The organism is Rodentibacter heidelbergensis, assembly GCF_002000125.1.
GTDB classification, from domain to species: Bacteria; Pseudomonadota; Gammaproteobacteria; order Enterobacterales; family Pasteurellaceae; genus Rodentibacter; species Rodentibacter heidelbergensis.
The window spans coordinates 219,934-243,335 of the sequence record NZ_MLHH01000003.1; the positions used below are offsets into that span (position 1 = coordinate 219,934).

At 41.6% G+C, this 23,402-nt stretch carries 14 protein-coding genes and 1 pseudogene; 5 read left to right on the forward strand and 10 right to left on the reverse strand.

Annotation, left to right across the window (positions count from 1 at the left end):
* Nucleotides 1–39 precede the first annotated feature (39 nt).
* The 7 genes from BKK48_RS01630 to BKK48_RS01665 form a co-directional block, all read right to left on the reverse strand.
* Nucleotides 40–405 (reverse strand): hypothetical protein, encoded by a 366-nt coding sequence (locus BKK48_RS01630; RefSeq protein ID WP_077426478.1) that lies wholly within the window; start codon nt 403–405, stop codon nt 40–42.
* 53 nt (nt 406–458) lie between these two features.
* The gene (locus tag BKK48_RS01635) at nt 459–824 is read right to left on the reverse strand and encodes a hypothetical protein (protein WP_077426479.1); all 366 of its coding nucleotides are present in this window, start codon (nt 822–824) and stop codon (nt 459–461) included.
* A gap of 2 nt (nt 825–826) precedes the next feature.
* Nucleotides 827–3,241 carry a hemagglutinin repeat-containing protein gene (locus BKK48_RS01640; RefSeq protein WP_077426480.1) on the reverse strand — a complete coding sequence of 805 codons (2,415 nt, stop codon included), beginning with the start codon at nt 3,239–3,241 and terminating at the stop codon, nt 827–829.
* A 386-nt stretch (nt 3,242–3,627) separates the two neighbouring features.
* Nucleotides 3,628–4,143 (reverse strand): hypothetical protein, encoded by a 516-nt coding sequence (locus BKK48_RS01650; protein ID WP_077426482.1) that lies wholly within the window; start codon nt 4,141–4,143, stop codon nt 3,628–3,630.
* A gap of 38 nt (nt 4,144–4,181) precedes the next feature.
* On the reverse strand, nt 4,182–4,532 hold the full coding sequence (locus BKK48_RS01655; RefSeq protein ID WP_077426483.1) for a hypothetical protein: 351 nt from the start codon (nt 4,530–4,532) through the stop codon (nt 4,182–4,184).
* Nucleotides 4,529–13,960 (reverse strand): two-partner secretion domain-containing protein, encoded by a 9,432-nt coding sequence (locus BKK48_RS01660; RefSeq protein WP_077426484.1) that lies wholly within the window; start codon nt 13,958–13,960, stop codon nt 4,529–4,531. The genes BKK48_RS01655 and BKK48_RS01660 overlap by 4 nt, the downstream gene beginning before the upstream one ends.
* 35 nt (nt 13,961–13,995) lie before the next feature.
* Complete coding sequence (locus tag BKK48_RS01665; RefSeq protein ID WP_143538747.1) at nt 13,996–15,720, reverse strand: ShlB/FhaC/HecB family hemolysin secretion/activation protein; 1,725 nt, start codon at nt 15,718–15,720, stop codon at nt 13,996–13,998.
* Between the two features lie 365 nt (nt 15,721–16,085).
* On the opposite strand from BKK48_RS01665, the gene BKK48_RS01670 reads away from it, so the two are divergent.
* The gene (locus BKK48_RS01670; protein ID WP_077426486.1) at nt 16,086–17,393 is read left to right on the forward strand and encodes a nucleobase:cation symporter-2 family protein; all 1,308 of its coding nucleotides are present in this window, start codon (nt 16,086–16,088) and stop codon (nt 17,391–17,393) included.
* Nucleotides 17,394–17,478: 85 nt separating this feature from the next.
* On the opposite strand, the gene BKK48_RS01675 is transcribed toward BKK48_RS01670, so the two are convergent.
* Nucleotides 17,479–18,741: an HlyC/CorC family transporter gene (locus tag BKK48_RS01675; protein WP_077426501.1), complete on the reverse strand. Its 1,263-nt coding sequence runs from the start codon at nt 18,739–18,741 to the stop codon at nt 17,479–17,481.
* Nucleotides 18,742–18,856: 115 nt separating this feature from the next.
* Nucleotides 18,857–19,642, reverse strand: coding sequence for a cytochrome C assembly family protein (locus BKK48_RS01680; RefSeq protein ID WP_077426487.1), 786 nt, complete (start codon nt 19,640–19,642; stop codon nt 18,857–18,859).
* Between the two features lie 140 nt (nt 19,643–19,782).
* On the opposite strand from BKK48_RS01680, the gene ffh reads away from it, so the two are divergent.
* From ffh to BKK48_RS01695, 3 genes are all read left to right on the forward strand, one after another.
* The gene (gene ffh / locus BKK48_RS01685) at nt 19,783–21,171 is read left to right on the forward strand and encodes a signal recognition particle protein (protein WP_077426488.1); all 1,389 of its coding nucleotides are present in this window, start codon (nt 19,783–19,785) and stop codon (nt 21,169–21,171) included.
* 171 nt (nt 21,172–21,342) lie between these two features.
* Entirely contained in the window at nt 21,343–21,681 is a 339-nt protein-coding gene (locus BKK48_RS01690) for a hypothetical protein (protein ID WP_077426489.1), read from the forward strand.
* Between the two features lie 71 nt (nt 21,682–21,752).
* Complete coding sequence (locus BKK48_RS01695) at nt 21,753–22,682, forward strand: AEC family transporter (RefSeq protein ID WP_077426490.1); 930 nt, start codon at nt 21,753–21,755, stop codon at nt 22,680–22,682.
* A 167-nt stretch (nt 22,683–22,849) separates the two neighbouring features.
* On the opposite strand, the gene BKK48_RS01700 is transcribed toward BKK48_RS01695, so the two are convergent.
* Entirely contained in the window at nt 22,850–23,095 is a 246-nt protein-coding gene (locus BKK48_RS01700) for a YgjV family protein (protein WP_077426491.1), read from the reverse strand.
* Between the two features lie 159 nt (nt 23,096–23,254).
* On the opposite strand from BKK48_RS01700, the pseudogene BKK48_RS01705 reads away from it, so the two are divergent.
* Nucleotides 23,255–23,402 (forward strand): annotated as a pseudogene (locus BKK48_RS01705) (IS1595 family transposase); the annotation flags it as partial.

The following is a 23,402-nucleotide window of genomic DNA, read 5'->3' on the forward strand; positions in this document are numbered from 1 at the left end:
TTTTTCCGTTTATTACACTTACCTTTTGAAAAGTTTCCATTAGTTGAATTTACATTGCTTTGAATCATACTCGTATTTAAGCTCAATATTTGATGTATATGTATACATAGTAATCAAGTTACCATCTTTACAATAAATATCTTTATTAACTTCAATATATCCTCGATTAAGAACAAAATTCCTATAATCCTCTATCTTACCTTTTAAGAAAAATTTTAAGTCAGAATATCTAAAACCAATATTCTGAGATACCATTTCATTTTTAAACATGATATTTAAAGCTATATAAAACCTCTCTCCCTCTTGCTTTTTATTAAAATTGTAACCAATACTTCCGGATAGTACACCGTATAGAAGAGCAATAAGAATAACAAATAAATTGATAAGCAATACATATTTCTTCATAACTTACCACCTGTAACTCTAAACATCACATCTGTATCAATCAGATACTCTCTTTAGTCACAAAATGAAGAAGGATAAACATAAACAAGCCTAATAGAATTAGGCTCAATAAACAGATTTATCCTCTCTCTATCTACGCTACAATATTCGTTGTTATCAGTAGCCCCAAAGCCCATGCTAGAGATAAAATCTTTATATAATAAAAAATTATTATTACCTCTTTCTAAATTAACTACGATATATGCCGTTACTTGGCTATAGTTTTCAACAGATTTTATTCTATAATTTAACCTCTCATTTAATGATGATAAAAATTTCTTCTGATGAGAAAAAGCATCTTGTCTCCCATTGAATTGGAACATAAATCCATAAATGGTAAGAATAAATATAAAAAATAAAAAAATAAATTTCTTATGCATAATTATTTATTCAATGGAATTGAATAATCTCCCCCTATAGAAAATCCAGCACCAGCACCTAACGAATAGATATATCTAGGTTTTTCAGATACAGTTCTTGAAATTCCGGCACAAATAAATACACATCCCTTAGCTCCTAAACTCGCTCCTCCTAACGCAGAATCTATAGTTTCGGCTAAATATTTACCACCTTCTACTTTTGAATCTATGCCATAAATCCATCCAACCTCTCCAGAAACACCTAATTTATACGAAGAATCCAAAGGATTTATGATGGGAGACATACTAGGAGTAAAATAAACCGTTCCATTTCGCGTATTTATAGAGAGTTTTACACCAACTTTATAGATACTCCCCTCTATTGCAATATAATGAGGAATACCTTGATCAATAGCATCTTGAGTAGCCTGTTCCTCAAGATTCTTCGCAATCTCATCCGCTTTAGCTTTAACCTGAAGTGATTTCACATACTCTTGATCTGTAGATCCTATAAAAAATGTATTATTTTCAACCGCTCTTTTAGCAGTTTCCGCTCCAGCAACAGCAAGCGCCATTCCTCCGCCATTTTCTTTACTCGTACCATTGGCTTTCGCTGTCAATGCGCCTGCCAATCCACCTGCAATCTGACTTAGCGTGCTGATGTTCTCTTTTTCGTTAGCGGTAAGCTCACTCGGTGCTTTGTTGTAAAGGGTTCGGGTTAAGATTTCTGCAGTGGCTTCACCCGTTACTCCCGCTATCGCTCCCGTTAATGGGTCTTTGCCCGTCACTTGGAACTCCACTGCTGAAAGCAAAGCATGAGCAGCTAAGTTTGCTGCCTTGTCTTTTGCGGTATCGCCATCTGTCATTTCGTGAATTTTCTTGTTGAGATAAGGCGAGGCAAGTGCCACTATCGCACCATTAGTGTCGTTTTGTGCAGCAGCTTGAAGCGCTGCCGTCACCGCTCGAATCGCCATGCCATTTGGGCTGCCTATGCCAACGTTGTTATCAATCTTCTGTTGGGTTTGGTTCATTTCCTGTGTAATACTGCCAATCTGCTTATCAAGCGCTGCCACTTGAGCTTGGTTAGCATCATTGTCACCAAGGGCTTTTTTCTGTTCTTCTAGTTTGAACTTCTCAAGACCGAGCTTGTTAATTTTCTCCCGCTCTTCATAAGTCGCAATACTGATGGCATTGTTAGCAATCTCGCCTATCACCTTCGCCATTTCCTGCCGCTCTTGCACTTTCTTCAAGTCTTGTTTATTCACTTGCTGATTGGCATTTTTCGTATCCCTCGAAAGTGCGGTCAGTTTTTCCGGTGTTTTGGTGTCAATATGGATGTTTTCGCTGATAGCCGATTTCGTTTGGCTTCGTTCACTTTCATGGCTGTTGCCCAACAAACTCAATGCGCTACTTATCGCCTGCATTGGGTTTATTCCGCCACTGCCTGCACTAATACTCGCACTTTCCGTTTTAATTTCACTTCTGTTTTCAATATCCGCATGGCTGATTGAACCCGTTTTAAAGCGGTTTTTATTGGTTTCTGCTTGGCTGTCGATAATCGCACCGTTGAGTTGGGTGTGGTTGTGGATTGTGGCGTTCATTCCCTCTTCGCCCACTTGAATGCCTGTTTGCTCTCTCACTTGGGCATAATCCACGCTTGCCTTGCTATACGCCGCATTCACCGATGCGCCACCGCCCGAACCATAGGCTATCGAGCCACTTGCCCCGGCACTCACTTGTTTCGATTCGTATTTTTCTATGTCTTGACGGCTGGTGAGTGTCAAACTTTGAAGGTCTGCTTCCCAACGTTTTGTGTTGAGGTTTGCCGATTCAAGGCTTAAGCCTCCTTCCTCGCTGTTGGTGATGAGTTTATCGGCGTTGAGTCGGTTGTTTTGCCAACGTTCGCTATCGGAGTTCGATTTGCCTTTAGCCCCATTCACCGAAGCCTCCAAGCCAAATCCGTAGCTGTTGCCATTCGTGCCAACAAACACACCCACACTGCCACCTACCGATTGGTTTTTCGTGCGTTGGTGTTCTTCATCTTTTACACCTTTAATCTCAATTCCTTGTCTCCCTGACAATGCCATCACTTTAGCATTGGCATCCACACCTTCAAAGCTCAGTTTTTCATCTCGGGCTTTCACATTCAATGTGCCGGTGCTCAAGGTCGATTTTTGATGGCGAATGCTTTGGCTTTCACTGCTCTGCGTTTGTTTTTGATTGCCGTAGCTCACACTGATTTTCACACTCGGGCTGGCGGTTGTCCCCGTCCCTTGCATTTCCCCTGACCGCAATGCATCCAAGGTTTCCGCCACTTTCCCTACATTTTGTGCCGCCATCGCCACTTCTTCTGCTGCTTTCATCGCATAAAGCGCTTTTAGCTTCGGATTGGTGACCTGCTCACTGCGTTTTATGCTGTTATAGGCTGCTTGTGCCATATCTGTCACCGGTGTGCTCACCGCAAGGGTTAAACCCGATTGTTGATACTCATGGCAGTTTATGACCTCCCATCAGATCCGCTCATATCACGGTAAGTGAGTTAGTGTTAAGCAAGTGTAGTGCATGTAAAATCTAATTTCTCACACGAATTTTTATATTCTATACGCATATTTTTAACCCATTCCCCTACACTTGCTTAGAATATCTCTTTATTCAATCTGATTTTTTCAAATAAAAAAATACTACTGTAATAAAAAGACTCGCTGGATACCATTTTAATATTATAAAAATATCAACCTTAGAAAGGTCAAAATTAAATCTATATAATACAAGAAGATAAACCATTCCGATTAAATAAATAGATAGTTGTATAATAGAAATAACATCATCTTTTTTCATCATAACCACCTTGTTGAGTACTCTCATATACTTTTTCTAATCCATTAATTAAAGACTCACGAATGAAAGGAGCATAAGGTTTGTCACTAAATTTACTATCGAAGACATTACCAATTAAAGTTCCTCCAGTTGTTTTAACAACATCATATTTACCATCCTTAGCCCAATCACCCATAACACCTAAACCTGTCGCTGGGATTATCGGCATTCCTGCTGTTGCAGCAGCTAAACCTCCTGAATAAGCAATATTTACACCTGAATTTTTTAGATTCTCAACCGTTAATGGTTTTCCAGTTGCATAATCATATGCCTCAAACCCAGCCTTAACACTAGCTGAGGTTGCAACACCTTTTAACACTGTTCCCACAGGTTGTTCACTCATTGATTTTATTGAGTTATTAACATAGCTCCTTACACCATTAACACCTTTTCCTATAGCACTCTCATAGGTTAATTGTCCATTAATATAAGATTTCGCGACTGCATTATTTACAACAGACATACCTGCTTTAATATCTTTAGATAATTTTCTAGCTAAAATTACTCAATAATATCCAATCTAACAATCCTTACATCAACCATTTTTTTATCCAGATAAGCATAATCATATAACTCATCTAACGCCAAGAAAAATAAGGAATCCACACCTCCATTATCAATATCTAACACGCCCGTTATCAAATATTCATACCCTTTTAATTTTCTAACATTCTTATTAACTGAATCACTTATATATATATCAAAATCATCATAAGCAACTATCTCTGCCAAAAATTCATCTCCAATATCATGTTCCAATCCTATGTTAGAAAAACAATTTAACTCAATATTATTTAATAAAACTACCACATCATATTCATCATTTCTTATTAATTTACAAAGATATTTCATTTCTTATTCTCCTTAGGATAAATAACTTTGTGAGAGTTGTCGTTATTTAATAACCTCCAAAATTCCTTGCCGCTTTTAGTATGGTAAGTTGTTATATCTTTATTTAAATTTGTTCCTACAAATGCAAATTTAGCTTCTCCTTTTCTAGTTGTATTACCTAAATATTTGACGAATCCATTTCTTAACTCACCTTTATACATATATTCGACAGGAATCCCTGTATTCATTACATATCTAGCTCCCGTCAAATAGTCTTTAGGTGTTGAATACAAATTACCAAATTCATTTGAATGTTTTTCAAAGTGAGATAATAACTTTTCTTTAGATATAAAATTTCCAATTTTCGCATCTTTAAATATAACTTTAGTAGATGAAATCCCCCCTATCACATACCCACTCTCCGCTATCGTCTCAAACATAGTTTTAGCGAGCGGATTCTTGTTTGCATAAAGCTCACTAAAGTCAAACAACCCTGTGCCACTTTGATAATTTTGAGAGAGACTCCCTGAAAGGCTATTTGCTTGATGTCGGTACTTTCTCGCAAGCTGTTCGTCTTTATCGCTCTCCTGATTAGCGTGGTATTGCTCAAGTTCACGATAACGATTCACTTCAGCTTTAGCACTGCCATAGACTTGGCTGACAGTTTCTTTACCTGCTTGCTGATAATAAGATTTCCCTTCTCTTATGGCTGAATTTAATACATAGTCCGCTGTGGTTGTTGCATAGTTTTTCTCCCTACGATTAACCCGATTGTATAAATCCTGATTGGCTGTAACATATTGTGCATTGAGCAAACTATTACGATATTCATCCGATTTTCTGTCTAACTCACTAAAAAGTGTTGGCACTTTTGTTTCTTTCGCTAAATTATTCAAATAATCGCGTGCTGCTTGGTTTTTCTCAACATAGGTAAAATCATCCGATTCACCTCTCAACGCTTCGGCTGTAAGTTGAGCTAATGCTTGCTCTTCGCTTATTCCTTGCTGTTCAGCAAAGTTTTTCGCTCTTTCTCTGATTAACTCTATTTGTTCAGGATGCAACTGCCGATTAAAACTCTCTGCATTGTAAGAGGCCAAAGCGCCTTGCTTCACCGTTTCACTTGAGCCGCCTGTCACCGCACCTGCCATCGCACCTATCATCAGGGCCGTTGCCTGTTGTGCCGCTTGTCTTAATTTCTCTTTTTGTTGTGGCTCAAGGTTCAGTCCTTGGGTTTGCGATTTCAGGTAGTCTGCAACATAGGTGTTCAGCCATTCCGAACCGGCGCCTGCCACCGCACCCGTGGCAATATTTCCATCTCCCATTTTCGCCGCCAAAGCACCCGCAAGCCCATGCATTAAGATTTTTTCCTGACTGCCGTCTTCAAAATCAAACGCTTTTGCCACATCACCTGTAATTTTTGAGAACAACGCCCCAGCCACTTGTACTGCCTCTTGCTGTTCTTTGATTTCCGTTAAATCAAAGGCTTTAACTTTTTGATTGGCATTTTGGGTGTCCCTTGAAAGGGCGGTCAGTTTTTCCGGTGTTTCCGTGTCAATATGGATATTTTCGCTGATGGCCGATTTTGTTGTGCTTCGTTCACTTTCCTGTTTATTCCCTAACAGGCTTGCCGCCGTTGCCATGGCGTTTTTCGCATTTTGTGCCATATCCGTTGAAAGACCCGCACTGATACTTTTCACCTCCACTTCACTGTGGTTCTCAATGTCGCTATGGGTAAGCGATTGGGTTTTAAAATGATTTTTTGATGCCTCTGCACGGCTTTCTATGACGGCACCTTTAAGATGCGTGTTGCCACCCACCTTCACATTCAGTCCACCTTCCCCAACATGGAAACCCGTTTGCTCTTCCACTTGGCGGTAATTCACTTTGGCTTTATTTTGAGCATAGTTGGCCGAGGCATTTGAGCCTGAGCCATAAATTGCGACACTAAATCCCGCCCCCGCTTGCTCTTGCTTGGAAGCATACTGATTGCTGTCTTGGCGGCTTTCAAGATTGAGGTTGCCTTGAATATCTGCACTCAGGCGGGTTGTGTTGAGTTTTGCCCCTTTGAAATTGGCATCTTGACCAGTTTTGATGAGGGTTTCTTCCGCATTCAAAGCACTATTACGCTGAGTAATACTGTCACTGTTTTCATGCCCTTTTCCTACCTGTGCCGAGCCTTCTATACCAAAACCGTAGCTGTTGCCACTCGCACCGAGGAATACCCCCACACTCCAACCGCTATTTTTATTTTCACTACGATGACGATAGCTATCTTGCACCGATTCTACATTCAGATTTTTTGCCACCGCCAATTCTGCACGTTTTGCATTAATGGTTGAGCCTAAAATATCGACATCGCCTTGGCGACCAGTAATCGCCACTGTTCCTGCACTTAACTCACTACCACTGTGTGTAACAGTTTGGGTTTCACTACGTTGTTTAGATTGGCTCGCACCAATACTGACGGAAAGTTTGACACTTGGATTAGAAACATCACCCTCTGTCATCTTGCCCAAGTTAGAAAGGGTATCTGCTGTTGTTGCCACGTTTTTCGCAAGCTCAAGACTTTCATAGGCCGCCTTCATTTGATGAAGTTTCTTTAACTTCTCATTTTTTACTTCACCACTACGTTTGATGCTGCCCATCATAGATAGTGCTGTGTCAACCACCGGTGAGGACACCGCAAGGGTTAAACCCGATTGTTGATACTCATGCCGTTCGCTTGTGTTGATGATGTCTTTCCCCGCTTCCACTTTCACCGCCGCACCTTCTATGTCAATGCGATTCGTGCGTGGGGTGATGAGGTCGGTGCCCATCACCTTAGCATGCTTGCCTGCTTGGATTTGAATATCGCCATTCATTGAACCCAAGGTGCTACGGGCATCAGACTGGGTCCAGCCCTCTGATTCAAGGTGATGTTTTTCTGATTTAGACCCAAAGGTGATGCCTATCCCGCCACCACTAAACACCCCTGAGGTTTTCTTGGTTTCTTTGTGAATGTTGCGGAAATGATTCGTGTCGGCAGCAATATCTACATTCCTTCCCGCTTGGATTAGCAGGTCATTTTCAGCAATGGCTTGTAATCCTTTCCCTTTCACATCATTGCCTGCCGCAAGGATTATCGCTTCGCCACTCACTTGTGTGCCTCGTTGCGTTTCCGATTGTTTTTTGTCAAAACTGGTTTTGGTGACTTTGGCCAAACTGCCACTTTTCGTTTTGTGGAACTCTTCAAAATCCCGACTTTCTTTTGCGCCATTGAGCACGAGGTCGTTTTTTGCAAGGGCGGTGAGTTTCGCTTCACTTTCAAGCACGGCCCCTTCCGAATAAATATTTCCTCCCCCTAAAACCACATCGCCCTTACCTTTCACTCGGCTAATTTCAACACCTTGTACCGCTTCGTTGCGATAGTGGTTGCCGCCACCCATTTTTTCATCAAAACCGACTGAAAGTGCGGTCAAATTGAGGTTATTTTTTGAGGAAAGGTAAGTTTGTCCCTTACCTTCATTGATAATCTCTGCTCCCGTCAGGTTGAGGTTGTTGGCTTGAACTTGCAATGTGCCGTTCTCACCTTTAACGTGGAAAAGCGCTTTTCGGTCAAGATTCGTTTGGCGACGTTGATAACCGTCAAGATTGACTTCCGTTGTTCTACTCGTGCTTTGATGTGCTAAATCGCCTTTTACGTTTAACAATAACGCTTCGTCCGCTTCAAACACACCACCGATATTTTTCATATCGCCCGACACCTCTGCCGCAATCGTGCCACCCGAAACCTTTCCGCTATTACGAATTGATTGACTGTCTAACAGGACTAATTGGCGCCCTGCGATTGTCCCTTGATTCACTAACTCTTGCGTTTTGACTTGAACCTGATTGGCCGAGAATAAGGTGCCGTTGCCGCTGACATCCCCTTTTTTGACGACAGCATAGACTTTCGGTACAACAACCTCCGTTAGACTGCCGTCATCCAATCTGACCTGCTCTTTTTCTAACCACACAATATCACTGGTTAATGCCGCCACTTGCTCGGCGGATAATTTCACCCCTGGCGTAAGATGAAAAGATTTTGCAAAGGTAATGCCCGCATCCATTAAACCTTTATATTGGCTTTCAAAATCTTGGTAGTTCCCTAAATATTGTCTACCTGTCAGTAAGTTGATTTGCTCTCGTACCAAACGTTGCTCATAGTAACCATCGCCCAAGCGTTTATGCACATTTTCATGCTCATAACGCAGTGCTTTATACATATAATCCGAACTCAGCCATTTTTTATATTGCGTAAAATCCGGGTCGGTTTCCACAAGAACGTGGCTGTCCGCATTGGGGTTGATGCGGTAGAGGCTTTGTGTCGGCAGGCGGGTGTCAACCGGAATACTACGCACTTCAATCCCTTTATCCTTATCCATTATCGGAATCCGCTCTAAGGCTAATTTACTGCTTTGGTTCGTGTTATTGTCAAAGTTGACCTTGCCCTTATCAACCTCAACATTCAGCTTGCCAATATCCGTGCTATTGACGCCATTTTGTACCTTAGTAATGTCATTACGGGATTTACCGCTTTGATAATGTTGATAACTCGCCGGCAGGGTGTTCTCTAGCTGAACAAAAATCCCCATCTCTTTGTGTTGTTCATCAACCCGCTTCAACGCACCGCCTTGATTATATTTGCGCTCATGATAACGGCGAAAACCTCCACGCCATCTGGTATAAGTGTAATCTCGCCATCCTTCTTCAATATTGCGTGTAATGGCGTCTTCATCATCTAAATTTTTTAACGTTCCACTGCCCTCATTGCGGATCGCCTGCCCGCTAATCACCCAACTTTTATCATTGAGAAAACGATCACTTTGGTAGGTAATATTTTCTCCGGCTAAAATCTGTGCAGGCAATGAGGCGGTGGTAATGTTTTCTTCCACACGCTCACGATCAACAAAAATCTCCCAAAAACGGTAAAACTCTTCCCCTAATAACGGGCTGTTATGTTTATCTATCGCATCGCTGAGTGCTTTTAAATTATCGCCGTATTTTGCCGTCCAACTGATTAACGGCAATAAGGTTTCATAATCCGCTTTATCTTGCACGGCTTTGTTATAAGCAATTAAATCTCGGTTATATTTTGCTTTTGCCTGTCTATATTTGAAGGGACTTGAATAATCCTCTCTTTTCGGCTCAATCGGTTTTGCCGGCACAATCGGCGCATAATTCATTTGGGCATCTTGTTGTCCGTCTAACGCATCGATTTCGTCTTCGCTTAAATTCGATGGCGTTAAGCTATTTACTCCCTCTTGTTTTTGACGGTTCATCACCTCTGCCATCGCCGGAGTAATATTTGGCATCTCCTCCGCCGGTGCAGTTAAATTAAAATATTGCCAAATCGGATTATCCTTGCCATAAACGCTTTCCGGCATAATCCGACATTCGCCGTTTACACAATCCGCTGTATTTGGTATGGCAAGCAATTGATCTTTCGTTAATTGGCTACTGTCGGTAATAACCTGCAAACGGCTTGGATCGTAAGTTCGCACATATTTCCACGCCCGACTGTAATTAACCCGTTTTAAACCTTTGGTATCAATATAAGGTAATTTGCCGTTATTATAAGGTGCATCACCTGTTGCTAAATCATTCGGCAAAATATAGGATTTGGACACCGAAACATTTGAGGTTTCTTGAATAGTGGATTGGTAATGAATATTCGTGTTAGCCACATCTTTGATCTTTAATCCAATTCCTTTTCCTGCCTCAATAATGCTACTGAAGTTTTTCAAACTCAAAGCTTGACCGGTAGCATGGTTATTTTGGTCTAAACGATCACCGAAGAAAATGCCACCCTCACTATAAATGAGCGCACCACTTTTTCTGTTTGCCTCATAATTTTCGGTTAAATTGGTAATATGTTTCGCCCCGATATCTAATTGCTTTCTCGCTGCAATGGTTGCGGCATAAACCTTACCATCGTTACCCCGTTGATCTTTGTTTAATACCGTATCGGCTTGTAACGCAACATAATCACCGTAAATCCGCCCGGTGCCGATATTGTCGATTTGTTTGGCTTTAATCAGTGTGCCGGCATTTTCCGTTTCGTTAAAACTATTAATCAATCCCTCGTTATGTAAGGTTGAAGCGGATATTACTTGAGTTTGTGCCGAACTGATTCTGCCGCTTTGATGATTGGTTATTCTACCCGCTTGAAGTTGAAGGAGATCATTTGCTGATAAGCGGTGCTGATTCACTAACTGACCGGCAGTCGTGAGTTTTAAGCTGTGATAGGCATTGATATCTCGTTTGGTATGGACATCCGCTTGAACATTAATATCAATATATCCGGCTTCAATATGTCCGTCCTCACTAAAAGCACGGGCGGTTAAATTCAATTTATTATTTGCCTGTAAAATACCTTGCGTATTATTAACAGACAAACTGTTCGGCGAACCCTTAATCTGCAAATCGCCCCAGCTGAGTATTTCGCCTTGATGATTGTTTAATTGCGAATCAAGGCGAAAATCCGCCCGAACTAGGCTATAAATTCCACCGCCTTGGTTATTGAGTTGGCGACCGTTTAGCGTCAACTCTCGGACAATAAGCCCCTGTGTCGGATTATCTTGCTGTGCTTTCGTGGCTTGATTGTCGATATTAGACACATTGAAACGTAAATGTTGATGAGAACTGATCGCCGAACCCAATGTACCGACACGAGCGTTGTTCAAATCCCTTGCCGTAATATCCGCATCACCTGTTGTCTGAATAAATCCGGCTCGGTTATCAATAGCGCCGGCGGATAATGTAAGCAAACCACCACTGAGCAATTTGCCATTACGGTTATCAAAGACTTCTCCTTGTGCATTAAGTTGAACCTCGCCTTGCTCCGTTGTAATTCGACCTTGCGTATTATTCACGCCAAGTGCGGTCAAATTGAGAGTCGTTTTTGCATTGATCGTACCATTAAGGTTTTGTAATGCTTGCGTAATCTTAAGCGTTGCTGCGCCTTGTGTCGCCGCAATCGTGCCGCCTTGGTTATCAAGACGATCGGCAAATAGCGTAACGGCTTGAGTTGCTTTTATATTGCCTTGCTGATTATCAATACCTTGCGTTGTTGTTAAATGAAGCTGATTCGCCACCACATCACTTTGCCCATTATTGATAAACGAACCGCCTATCGTTAAATCAACCTTACCGCCCTCAATTAAACTGTTATCTTGGCTGGTTAAATCCTTTTTCGCCAATACTGTCAAAGCGTTATCGGCTTTGATTACCCCTTCACGTTGATTTAGCGAAGCCGCTTGAATGGTAGCCTGTTGTGCACGAATGATGCCTTGATGATTGGTTAGATTACCGCTGTTTAGTGTTAACGCGCTACCGCTTGATACAATACCTTTATCATTGTCCAGCTGACTTCCGGCGGTTTCAATATTGATCTGTCCGTCGGCTTGAATATTCCCCTGTGCATTAGACAGTGCTGCACTGTTAAGGATTAAATCACTGCCTGTGAATAATTTGCCTGCTTGGTTGTTGAATGAATGATTATGTGTTTCAATTCGAACACTTTTCTCACCTTGAATTCGACCTTGTCGGTTATCTAATTGACCGGTATAAAGAGAAAGGGTTTGATTGGCAAATAATAATCCCGACGAAGAAAGAAATTGCCCCTGATGAGTATCGACTTCCAGTTTTCCGCCAGCAATTAATTTACCTTTTGTATTATCCACCCGTTGCGTATCAATAAAGAAATGCCCTTGCGTTGAAAATGTTCCACCCAAATTATGAATGGATTGAGCTGAGAGTTTAAAATCCTCAGTACCGGTTTGCAGCCAAACGCCATAGGCATTGTTAAGTGCGGTCTGTTTTGTCCGAATTTTATTTGCGTTCAAACGACTATTCGATGTAGAAAGCGTTGTAGGTGTATCTAAAACAAGATTTTGTTGCGCAGTCAACCAAGCTTCATTTGCCTGAATATCGCCCTGCCGTGCTTGAACCTGAATCGCATAGGCTTGATTGCGGCTGTGGTCTAAATTCACTTCCGAGGCATGAATCGTTAATTGTCCTGAAGCAAGCTGTTTGCCTTGCAACGTTGCTTTACCCGAACTATTAATCGCAATTGTTTTTCCTTGTGCAAAGGTGTTTTCCACTGTGCGTTTTTCACCTTCAGCCGTATCTTTTACCGCCACCCCGGCTGCGATAAGTGAACCGGTTGAGGCCGTAACACTTGGTGCGTTATAGTTAATATTCCCTTTCGCAATAGACTCACCCTGTTGGGTAATACCCCGATTGGCGGTTTTACGGAGATTACCTGAACGGGCAACAAGAGAACCATCCTGTTGAATATCCGCTGGGGTATTCAGTGTGATATCCCCCTGACGGTTTTCAATTTTGCCATGGTTTTCAATCCCCTTTGTGCCGGTAAGCTCAATCGCCTTATTGGCATTTAATGTACCGGTATTGACAATGCGCCCTTGGCTGTCAATTTTAAGGGTTTCAGCACTCGCCCCAATATGCCCTGCATTGTGTACGCCAACGCCTTGCTCAGTACCGATGAGATGAATTTTACCCGCATACATTCCCCCCAATTGCCCCACATCAATCGCCACTTTGGGTTTGCTTTCTTGTGCTGAGGTTTGCCGGGTATGAATAATTTGCAAATCTTCCGCTTTGTCCGTACGTTTAACCGTATTTTTACCGGTCATCACTTTCATTTCTTTTTTCGACCAAACACCTGCATTGATTTGGGCTTCTCGGGCAATAATTTCCGTATAATCCACCCGACTGTTATCTAAACCTTTACCGGATACGCTCACCTTGCCCTTTTCCACGACAAAGCTTTCAAGATGCCCCTGTTGAATTTGAGGTTTACCCGTGGTGAGTGTGGTGCGATCCGAATTAATCACCCCACACCCCTCACAATGAATACCTGACGGGTTGGCAATAATGACATCCGCTTTTTTACCGGCCACTTCAACGTAACCTTTTAGCACAGAGGGATCGGATGAATTGACTTCATTTAAAATGACTTTGGCTTCACCTCGGGCAAGATAAGGGTTACCTTGCACCCATCCACCTTGTTGGGTTTGAACCTGAGTTCGGCTGTTGTTTAATATTGCCCCTTTGGTATCCACATCAAATTGACGGTATTTATTATGGGATAAGCCCTGCTCATTGGGGGTTTGAATATTGACCTGAGGTAAACCGTTTGCTGTTTGTAGCACAATGGGCTGTTGGTTTTTAGGCGCTGATTTATCTGCTCGAATAATCAACTCAGCATAGGCAGTATGCGAAAAGGAAACCAATCCCAGTGCACAGAAAAGACTGAATGTCAGCGGTTGAATTTTGGCAAATAATTGAGGAAAGCCAGATGAAGTCCGCTCGGTAGATTTTCCTTCTGTTTTTGCTAATTCCGAGGTAACTACTAAGCACTGTAAGGTTTTACTGAAAATAACACGGAAACAATTCTTATTCATTTTAATTATCCTTTCATTTTTAATAATACGTTTAATTAGAAACTATAACCCACATTAAAACCGGCTACGGTATTGGATGTTTTAAAACCGGTTGGTTTGCTGATTGGTTTTCCCACAAAAACATCATAGTAAAAACCTTGCCATCCTCCTTTTAGCCCAATTGCACTCCCAATAAGATGATGCCCTAATTGGGATTGGGTTGACCATCCCATCACTCGCCCGCCATCAAGTGCTAAGTAAAGTTGTTGCCCTTTGCCCATCACATTCCAAGCAAACTCATTACGCCATAACCAACCTCGTTCACCGGCAAGCGTTAGTTCACCATCAAAACCTCTTACAGTATAACGCCCACCAATACTGAAACGATCTTGGGCAATTAAAGGGGTTTTATTCCATTGTGCACTCCAAGCGGTGTGATATTGCCAGTATTGTTTACCCAACATAAAAGGTTGGGTAAAGTTAATGGAGGCAAAAATAATTTCAGGGCGAGAAGTACCTTCTCCCCAAAGCTCCTCCGGCGCGGATAATGCGCCCCTTGCGCCGGTTCCCCGTTTATAACTGGCGGATAATTCAAGCACCCCATCCCCCCTATATTCTTTATGAGAAAATCCGGCTTCCCAGCCCGCCATACGCCGTTTTTGTACTTCGATTTCTGAACCATCGATATAGTTACTCGACTGACGAGACCAAAACCCTCCAAAAACAGACGTTTTACGTTTGCTATCCCGATAAACTAAATAGGATAAGGTCGCTTTTGTCGTATTACTTTTTCCCGAATAGAGATAACTATTATCAAAAGCACCAAACACTTCTTGACGATAACGGTTATCTATTTGCGAAGCCGATAAGGTCCAATAACCGAAAGGAATAGAATAATAGAAGGTTAAATTTTTACTGGCTCTATTTCCCTTTTCATCATTGTGAGTTTTTAAACTATGGGTAAACGAGGCGTAAAAAAGATCGTTAGCAGAAAAGAGATTATCAATTGACAGCGTACCGCTTGCTTGATATTTCCCCGTTGCTTTTGAACCGGCATCATCCAAACTTAAATTCACTCTAAAAGGCAAGGCTTGTTGATAGCTGATTTTAATATCGCTAACGCCGATATCTGCCTCACTTGGCAACAACTCGATATTCGCCTCTGCGGTTGGCACTCGTTTAAGATTTTCAAGCGACTGTTCCATATCTCTTATATTTAAAAGATCGCCTTTTGAAAAGGTGAAGCCTGTCAACGCATGTAAACGGGTAAAACGTGGAATATTGCCACGATCCTCAACAAGCGTGTTCCCCACTTTGCCGGGGATAACCGTTAACACTAAAATCCCTTTTTTCAGATCTTGTTCTTGTGTGACAACGCTTGTCGTCACATAGCCTTTTTCAATAATTCGGTTTTGAATTTGTTTCATCAACACCCCTATCCCTTCTCCACCAAAACAGTGTGGAAGAGTCAGTTTTAAATCATGAGAGGCTTGATTTAATGCCCATTGGAATTGGCTCTTGGAGGGCGATGCCGATGAATAATCAACCAAGGTGATATGCTGAATGGGATAACAAGGTGTTTCTTTATTAGATAAGGTCAATTTTTCATCATTGATCGTTTCTAAACGAACATCTGAATGAGCTTGTAGGATTTTCTCTTGCGCCTGTTGATTTTGTTGTTGTCGTTGCTGCTGAAGCGCATCAATTTGGTTTAAACGGGAGAAATTTTCCTGTGGTTGGTTCGCAAAGGCAAATAATGGCGTAGTGGAAAATAATGTCATGCGATAAAGTTTGTTAAATACGCTTTTCATATTTTAAATTAACTCATTGAATTTATAAGTTTAATCGCCAAAATATAACATAAGCAGCGAGAGCGTTCATACTAATATACACTAGTTGGTCCAGCAGGTTTTCCTCTTGTCATATAAAAACATTCCATTAAAACGAAAGCTCAATGTTCTTTATCCGTTTTTAGAAAACCTTTTCGTTTTTTTCAAAAAATGATTTCCGTTGTGAAACATTACTCAGTTTTTTACAATAACAAAAAACTATCATTTCTCTTTTTTTAAAAAAAAGCAAACGTTTGCCTTTATGTTTCATTGGCGTATAATTCGCCTTTTCTTTTTTTATACATTAAGGAACCATAATGAATAATCAATTGCTTTATTCTGTTGAAGATAAACCGCCTTTTGGGTTGAGTTTATTACTCGCTGCACAACATTTATTAGCGGCCCTTGGGGGAATTATTGCCGTACCACTGGTTATTGGTAATGTTTTAAAACTTCCCACTGAAGATACTATCACCTTAGTCAATGCGGCATTATTAATTTCCGGTGTCGTCACGGTAATTCAATGTCGTGGTTTAGGCCCTATTGGTATTCGCTTACCAAGTGTAATGGGAACCAGTTTTACCTTTGTTGCTGCAGCCCTTGCCATTGGGTTTAGCGATTACGGTGTAGCCGGTATTTTAGGGGCTTCTTTGGTCGGCTCCTTGGTGATGATTATCGGCAGCTTTTTTATGCCTTATATTCGTAAACTTTTCCCCCCTGTTGTCACCGGCACGGTGGTGATGATGATTGGCTTAAGTTTAATTCCTGTTGCGGTGGATTGGTTTGCCGGTGGTCAGCGTGGTGATGCGAATTACGCCACACCGGAAAATTTGATGATGGCAAGTTTTGTGTTGGTTATCGTTGTCGCTTTGGTGCAATGGGGTAAAGGGATTTTCTCTGCGGCAGCCATTGTGATTGGGATGATGACAGGCTATATTCTCTGCCTTATTTTGGGTTGGGTTAATTTTGACGGTGTGGCAAACGCCCAAACGTTCGCTGTTCCCCAACCTCTTCACTTTGGATTAGCCTTCCCGCTTTCAGGTATTATCGGGATGTCCATTGCCTATTTAGTCACGATTGTCGAATCAAGTGGTAATTTCCTTGCGTTGGGTAATGCCACCAATACGGAAATTACCGGTAAACATTTGCGAGGCGGTGTATTGGCAGATGGCTTAGGCTCCGCATTGGCGGCAATCATGTCCACTACGCCTTTTTCTTCCTTTTCACAAAATATCGGTGTGATCTCATTAACCGGAGTGGCAAGCCGCCATGTGGTGGCATTAACCGGCGTGCTATTGGCTTTGGCAGGATTATTCCCGGTATTTGGTGCATTAATCGTTTCAATTCCCCTTCCGGTACTCGGTGGCGCAGGATTAATGATGTTTGCGATGATTATTGCCGCAGGCATTCAGATGTTAGATAAAGTAGAACGTAGTAAACGCAACGGCTTAATTATTGCGATTTCTATCGGTTGTGGATTAGCGGTCACCACACGCCCAGAACTGCTTGATAAACTCCCGCACTTTTTTAAAGAAGTATTAGGCTCCGGTATCACCGTAGGTTCATTACTGGCATTAGTATTGAATTTAATTTTACCGAAAGAAAAAGAAGCGACAAAAGCCTGATCCTAAAAACAAACCGCACTTTGAGTGAGAGCCTTATGTGTCGGGCGAACTCAAAAGTGCGGTCAATTTTTAATGCGTTTTGATATTAACGTTTTACCACTTTAGCTTGCTTAATCATATTATCTGCCACTTCAAGAATGGTGATCTGCAAGCCCTCAATCTCACACACTGTGCCTTCATCTGGGATTTCTTCCAAATGCTCAAGAATAAATCCATTGAAAGTGCGGGCATCTTCTGTATCTAATTGCCAATCAAACATTTTATTCAAATCACGCAGATTAGCCGAGCCTTCAATAAGTAAAGAGCCATCCGATTGAGGGATCACTTCTTCATCAATTGTTGGGGCGGTCGAGGTGGTAAAATCACCAACGATTTCTTCTAAAATATCTTCTAAAGTCACTAAGCCTTTAATATCGCCATATTCATCCACCACCAAACCGATACGCTCTTTATTGGCTCGGAAGTTCATTAATTGTGTTTTTAACGGCGTTCCCTCTGGAATAAAATACACTTCATCCGCTGCCCGAATTAAGGTTTCTTTGGTGAATTCATTTTTTTCCAGCAACAGGCGGAAAGCCTCACGCACACGCAAAATACCGACTACCTGTTCATCTAAACTGCCTTTGTAAAGCACCACACGGTTATGGGCGGCATGATTGAGTTGGCGCATAATCGCTTTCCACTCATCATCAATATCAATCCCGCCAATTTCATTGCGGGGAACCATAATATCATCAACCGTCACCGTCCCCATATCAAGAATGGAAAGCAACATTTGCGGATGCTGTTCATCCGGTGTGGCCTCCCCGGCTTCCGTCACAATGCTTCTTAATTCTTCGTGGCTAATCACCTGTTTTTGCATATCCGGTTTTAGCCCCACTAACCGCATTAACGATTTGGTAAAAATATTCATCAACCAAACCAGTGGATAAAAGACTTTTAAAAGAAAGGATAAAATGTGGCTAGAAAATAATCCCACATTTTCAGGGTACATTGCTGCTGCGGTTTTCGGGATAATTTCAGAAAAAACCAACATCACAAAAGTCAGTAAGCCTGTGGCAATAGCGACACCGGCATCACCATAAAGACGCATCCCAATCATAGTGGCAATGGCTGAGGCACTAATATTGACAAGATTATTGAAGATAAGAATAAAGCTTAACAAGGTATCGGGCTTTTCAAGCAATTTTTCCGCTTTTTTCGCCCCTTTATTATTTTGTTCGGCAAGAAAACGTAAGCGATATTTGTTCAGTGAAAGTAAACCGGTTTCCGAGCCAGAAAAGTACGCCGATAAAACTAAACAGATAATGAGAGTAATAAATAAAGTACTAAGGGGGATACTGTCCAAGGGAAAATCCTTTTGTTCGTTAATCATCATCCGTAAGTGAGATTAAGTGGTCAATTTTTCCTTTTATACACTTACGGCTCAATAATAAAGGCGAACCTCTGCCCGCCTTTATTAGCTAAATTAAGCGACTACCAAAGTAGGCAATCGTGAGAAAAATGATACCTGAAATCGCATAAATAATCATCTTTTTTCCTCGCCAGCCTAATCGCCAATGGCCAAAAAGTGCAACCCCGAGTATCAGCCAAGCTAGAAATGAAAAGCCGGCTTTATGGATATTTTCAGCCGTGAAGCTGTTAATGGAATGATAAACACCGGAAATTAAGGTTAAGGTGAGAAGAAACTCCCCCACAGCAAATAACTTGAAAAAATGGCGTTCAACGGTGATAAGTGATGGCATAACCGGTGAAAAACGTGTTTTTTTCGCTTTTAAATGATGATCGATCCAACCAATTTGAATGGCATAGAGCATGGCGATAAAACAGACGGCATAGGTGAAAATGGATAAGCCGATATGAAATAACATGGCGGAGTCTTGATTTAGCAACTGGATCATATGACTTGGCATAAAAGTGGCTAAAATCAAATTCAAAATAGAAAAAGCAAAGACAATCGGCAATAAAAACCAAATGGAATTCACCATCAATATTGCCAAAGTAGCCAGTAGTGCAATGCTCACGCTCATCAATGAACCGATTTGCATGAGGGTGAAGGTATGATCTTCGGCTAAATTTTGTAAAGAGGGATATAAACCGGCGATATGAAAAACAATCGCCAAAAGTGCGGTCAAAAACAACAGTGTTTTTTTAGGGCGGGATTGAACATTATCGGTTGATGTCAACAAAGGGGCGATCATCAGCACGCTTATCAGATAAAACAAAATCGAAAATACGGCAAACCACATAATTTTGAGCTTATTTGTTGAGAATGTTTCACATTTTAACGTTCTCCTTACCAATTCGCCATAAATTTATTTGAAATGATGAAAATCCCTTAAATTTCGGTATAATCACGCCAATTTTGGCTACAAAAACAGGATGAATAATGTTTGAAAATTTATCGGATCGCCTTTCTAAAACCCTGCGGAATATCACGGGAAAAGGCCGTTTAACGGAAGATAATATTAAAGAAACCCTGCGTGAAGTACGCATGGCATTGCTGGAAGCGGACGTGGCATTACCGGTGGTGCGTGAATTTATCGCCAAAGTGAAAGAAAGTGCACTGGGCGAGGAAGTAAATAAAAGCCTTACACCGGGTCAAGAATTTTTAAAAATTGTTCAGCGTGAACTTGAAAAAGCCATGGGAGAAGCGAATGAAAGCTTAAATCTCGCCACACAACCTCCTGCGGCTATTTTAATGGCGGGTTTACAGGGTGCGGGTAAAACCACCAGCGTGGGAAAATTGGCAAAATTCTTGCGTGAACGTCATAAAAAGAAAGTGTTGGTGGTTTCTGCCGATGTGTACCGCCCTGCGGCGATCAAACAATTGGAAACCTTGGCACAATCTGTGGGCGTAGATTGCTTCCCATCAGATATCAAACAACATCCGGTAGAAATTGCCAAAGCCGCACTTGCGGAAGCCAAGCTCAAATTCTACGATGTGTTGATTGTGGATACGGCAGGTCGACTACATGTGGATGGCGAAATGATGGATGAAATCAAACAAATCCATAATGCGTTAAATCCTATCGAAACTCTCTTTACCGTTGATGCCATGACAGGGCAAGATGCGGCAAACACAGCGAAAGCCTTTAATGAAGCCCTCCCACTCACCGGGGTCATTCTTACCAAAGTCGATGGTGATGCCCGTGGCGGTGCGGCGTTGTCTATTCGTCAAATCACAGGCAAACCCATAAAATTCCTTGGTGTCGGCGAAAAAACCGATGCCCTTGAACCTTTCCATCCGGATCGTGTTGCCTCCCGTATTTTAGGTATGGGTGATGTGCTTTCCCTGATCGAAGATCTCGAACGTTCGGTAGATCGTGAGAAAGCGGAAAAAATGGCACAAAAATTCAAAAAAGGCGATGCCTTTACGTTGGATGATTTCCGTGAACAATTAATTGAAATGAAAAAAATGGGCGGAATGATGTCCATGTTAGAAAAGCTCCCGGGTGCGAAAAATTTACCTGATCACGTTAAAAACCAAGTGGACGATAAAATGTTCATCAAAATGGAAGCCATTATTAATTCCATGACGTTAAAAGAGCGGGCAAATCCTGATATTATCAAAGGCTCCCGCCGCCGCCGTATTGCATTGGGTTCCGGCACACAAGTGCAAGATGTGAACAAATTGCTCAAACAATTTGATGAAATGCAACGTATGATGAAAAAAATGCGTAAAGGTGGCATGTCGAAAATGATGCGAGGTATGCAAGGACTAATGGGCGGCGGCCTAGGCGGTCTTGGTGGTTTAGGGGGCATGTTTAGACGTTAGAAAATAAAGCACACGAAAGCAAAGTGCGGTGAAAAAACGGCTCGTTTTTCGACCGCACTTTCTTATCTATTCTTGATCTCGATCAACGCCATACCCGCTTTTTAGTATGGGTTTTACGCCTTTTCAACCTTATACTGCACGCACATTCAACTTTTCTTATAAAATTTCAACATGAGTGACAACCCATTCAAAGCCCGTTGGTCTATGCCGGGGAATACGCTCTGCTTAGGACATTGGAATATTTCTTATCTTGATTTACCCATTACACTACCTCGTGAACGCCGTGATCAAGATATGGGGACTGAAAATATTTATAATTTTATGGATCCTGAAGATGAACTTTATCGTGAGGGATTAGGCGAGGACGAATGGATTATCGCCAATATTGACTGGCTTTCTGATGTATTTATTGAACACAATATCCCCTTGGAAGAAAGCACAATGCGGGCGTTTTATCAAGCCGTCAACAAAGAAGATTGGCGTTGTGGCAGCTGTGGTGGTTGTATTTAAGACAAATTCTTTTGCCCTTTCCGCTCATCTGTAGTTTAATAGTTCAACATTTCTAGCCTGTCACCCTACCTATGGATATTGCATTTTTACTTGGCAGTAAAATTATTGAGCTCACCCTGATTGTCTTAATGGGATATGGGCTGGTAAAAAGTAAACTGTTAAAATCAGAAGACAGCAAACCGCTCTCTATTATCGGGCTTTACATTATCAGCCCTGCGGTGATGATAGAAGCGTTCCAAATTGACTATACCCCCGAAATTCTCCAAGGATTAATGCTTTCTCTTGGTATGGCGGTATTTTTACAGGCGATCCTTATTGTGATAGGAAGCGTTTTAAAACGCCTGTTAAAACTCGATCCCATTGAACACGCCACCGCCATTTATTCCAATTCTGGTAACTTAATTATTCCCATTGTGATGTCGCTTTTCGGTAAAGAATGGGTGATTTATGCCAGTTGCTTTATTGTGGTACAAACCTTTTTATTTTGGACCCATTGCCGTCTAATTATTGTTGGGAAAGGCAATCTCAGCCTAAAAGTGATGTTTAAAAATATCAATATGTGGTCAATTTTTATTGGCGTGCTGCTCTTCGCCTTTCAAATAAAATTACCCGCTTTTATTAATGGGACACTTTCTTCTGTTGGGCTTTTTATCGGCCCGAATGCCATGTTAATTGCCGGAATGTTGATCGCTTCAATCCCCCTGAAAGGGATCTTTTCATCAAAACGCCTCTATTTAGTGACCGCGCTTCGTTTAGTGCTGATCCCCCTTTTCCTTTTGCTTATCATCAAACTTTGCGGCTTTGCCGGTTGGGTCGAAAACGGCAATACCATCGCCTTGATAAGCTTCCTCGCCACCACCAGTCCGTCAGCGGCAACGGTGACACAAATGGCATTAATTTTTGGCAATAACGCCCAAAAAGCCAGTGCGATTTATGGCATCACAACCTTACTTTGCGTGTTCACCATGCCGCTTGTCATCGCCCTTTATCAACTGTGGTGAGATAAAAAAAGCAAGGACACAAGTTGTGTCCCTGCCAATAAAGTTCAAATCAGACTTGTGTACGGAAGCAAGATAAAAGTGCGGTCACAAAATCCGAAGAATTTTGAATGTTGGCTGTGCCAACGGCACCAAAGGAACGAATAAATCACCTCAGTGATTATGCGTCATTACTTTAATATTTTTGAAACGGGTTGCTCTTTTTTCAAACGGTAAAGTTGATAAAGATTAACGCAAACAAGAAAAGCATTCAGTACCGCCACAGGATAAGCATCAATAATGATGCCATAAATCACAAAAAGCACATCACCAATGCTATTAACAATACGCAGGTGGACGATTGATTTAAACAAAAAAGAGGTCGCCACAAAAAACGTTGCCATGTAGCCTAATAATTCTATTGAGTTCAATTCCATTATACCGCTCCGGTCTTTCGTCAAAATGTGCGCAGCATAATAAAAGATTTAGAAAGCAAGGAAAAGAGCTCAACGAAAGGCAACCGATTGCCCTCTGTAAAAAATTTTGGGGCTGTCCTAGATAACGACTAAAAACTCTATTTAGGTTAAGATAGCCAAATGAGAAAAAGTCGTCTAAGTCAGCACAAACAAAATAAACTTATTGAGCTGTTTGTTGCAGGTGTTACTGCTCGAACAGCCGCTGAATTGGTAAATGTAAACAAAACGACCGCAGCCTATTACTTCCACCGTCTACGATTACTCATCT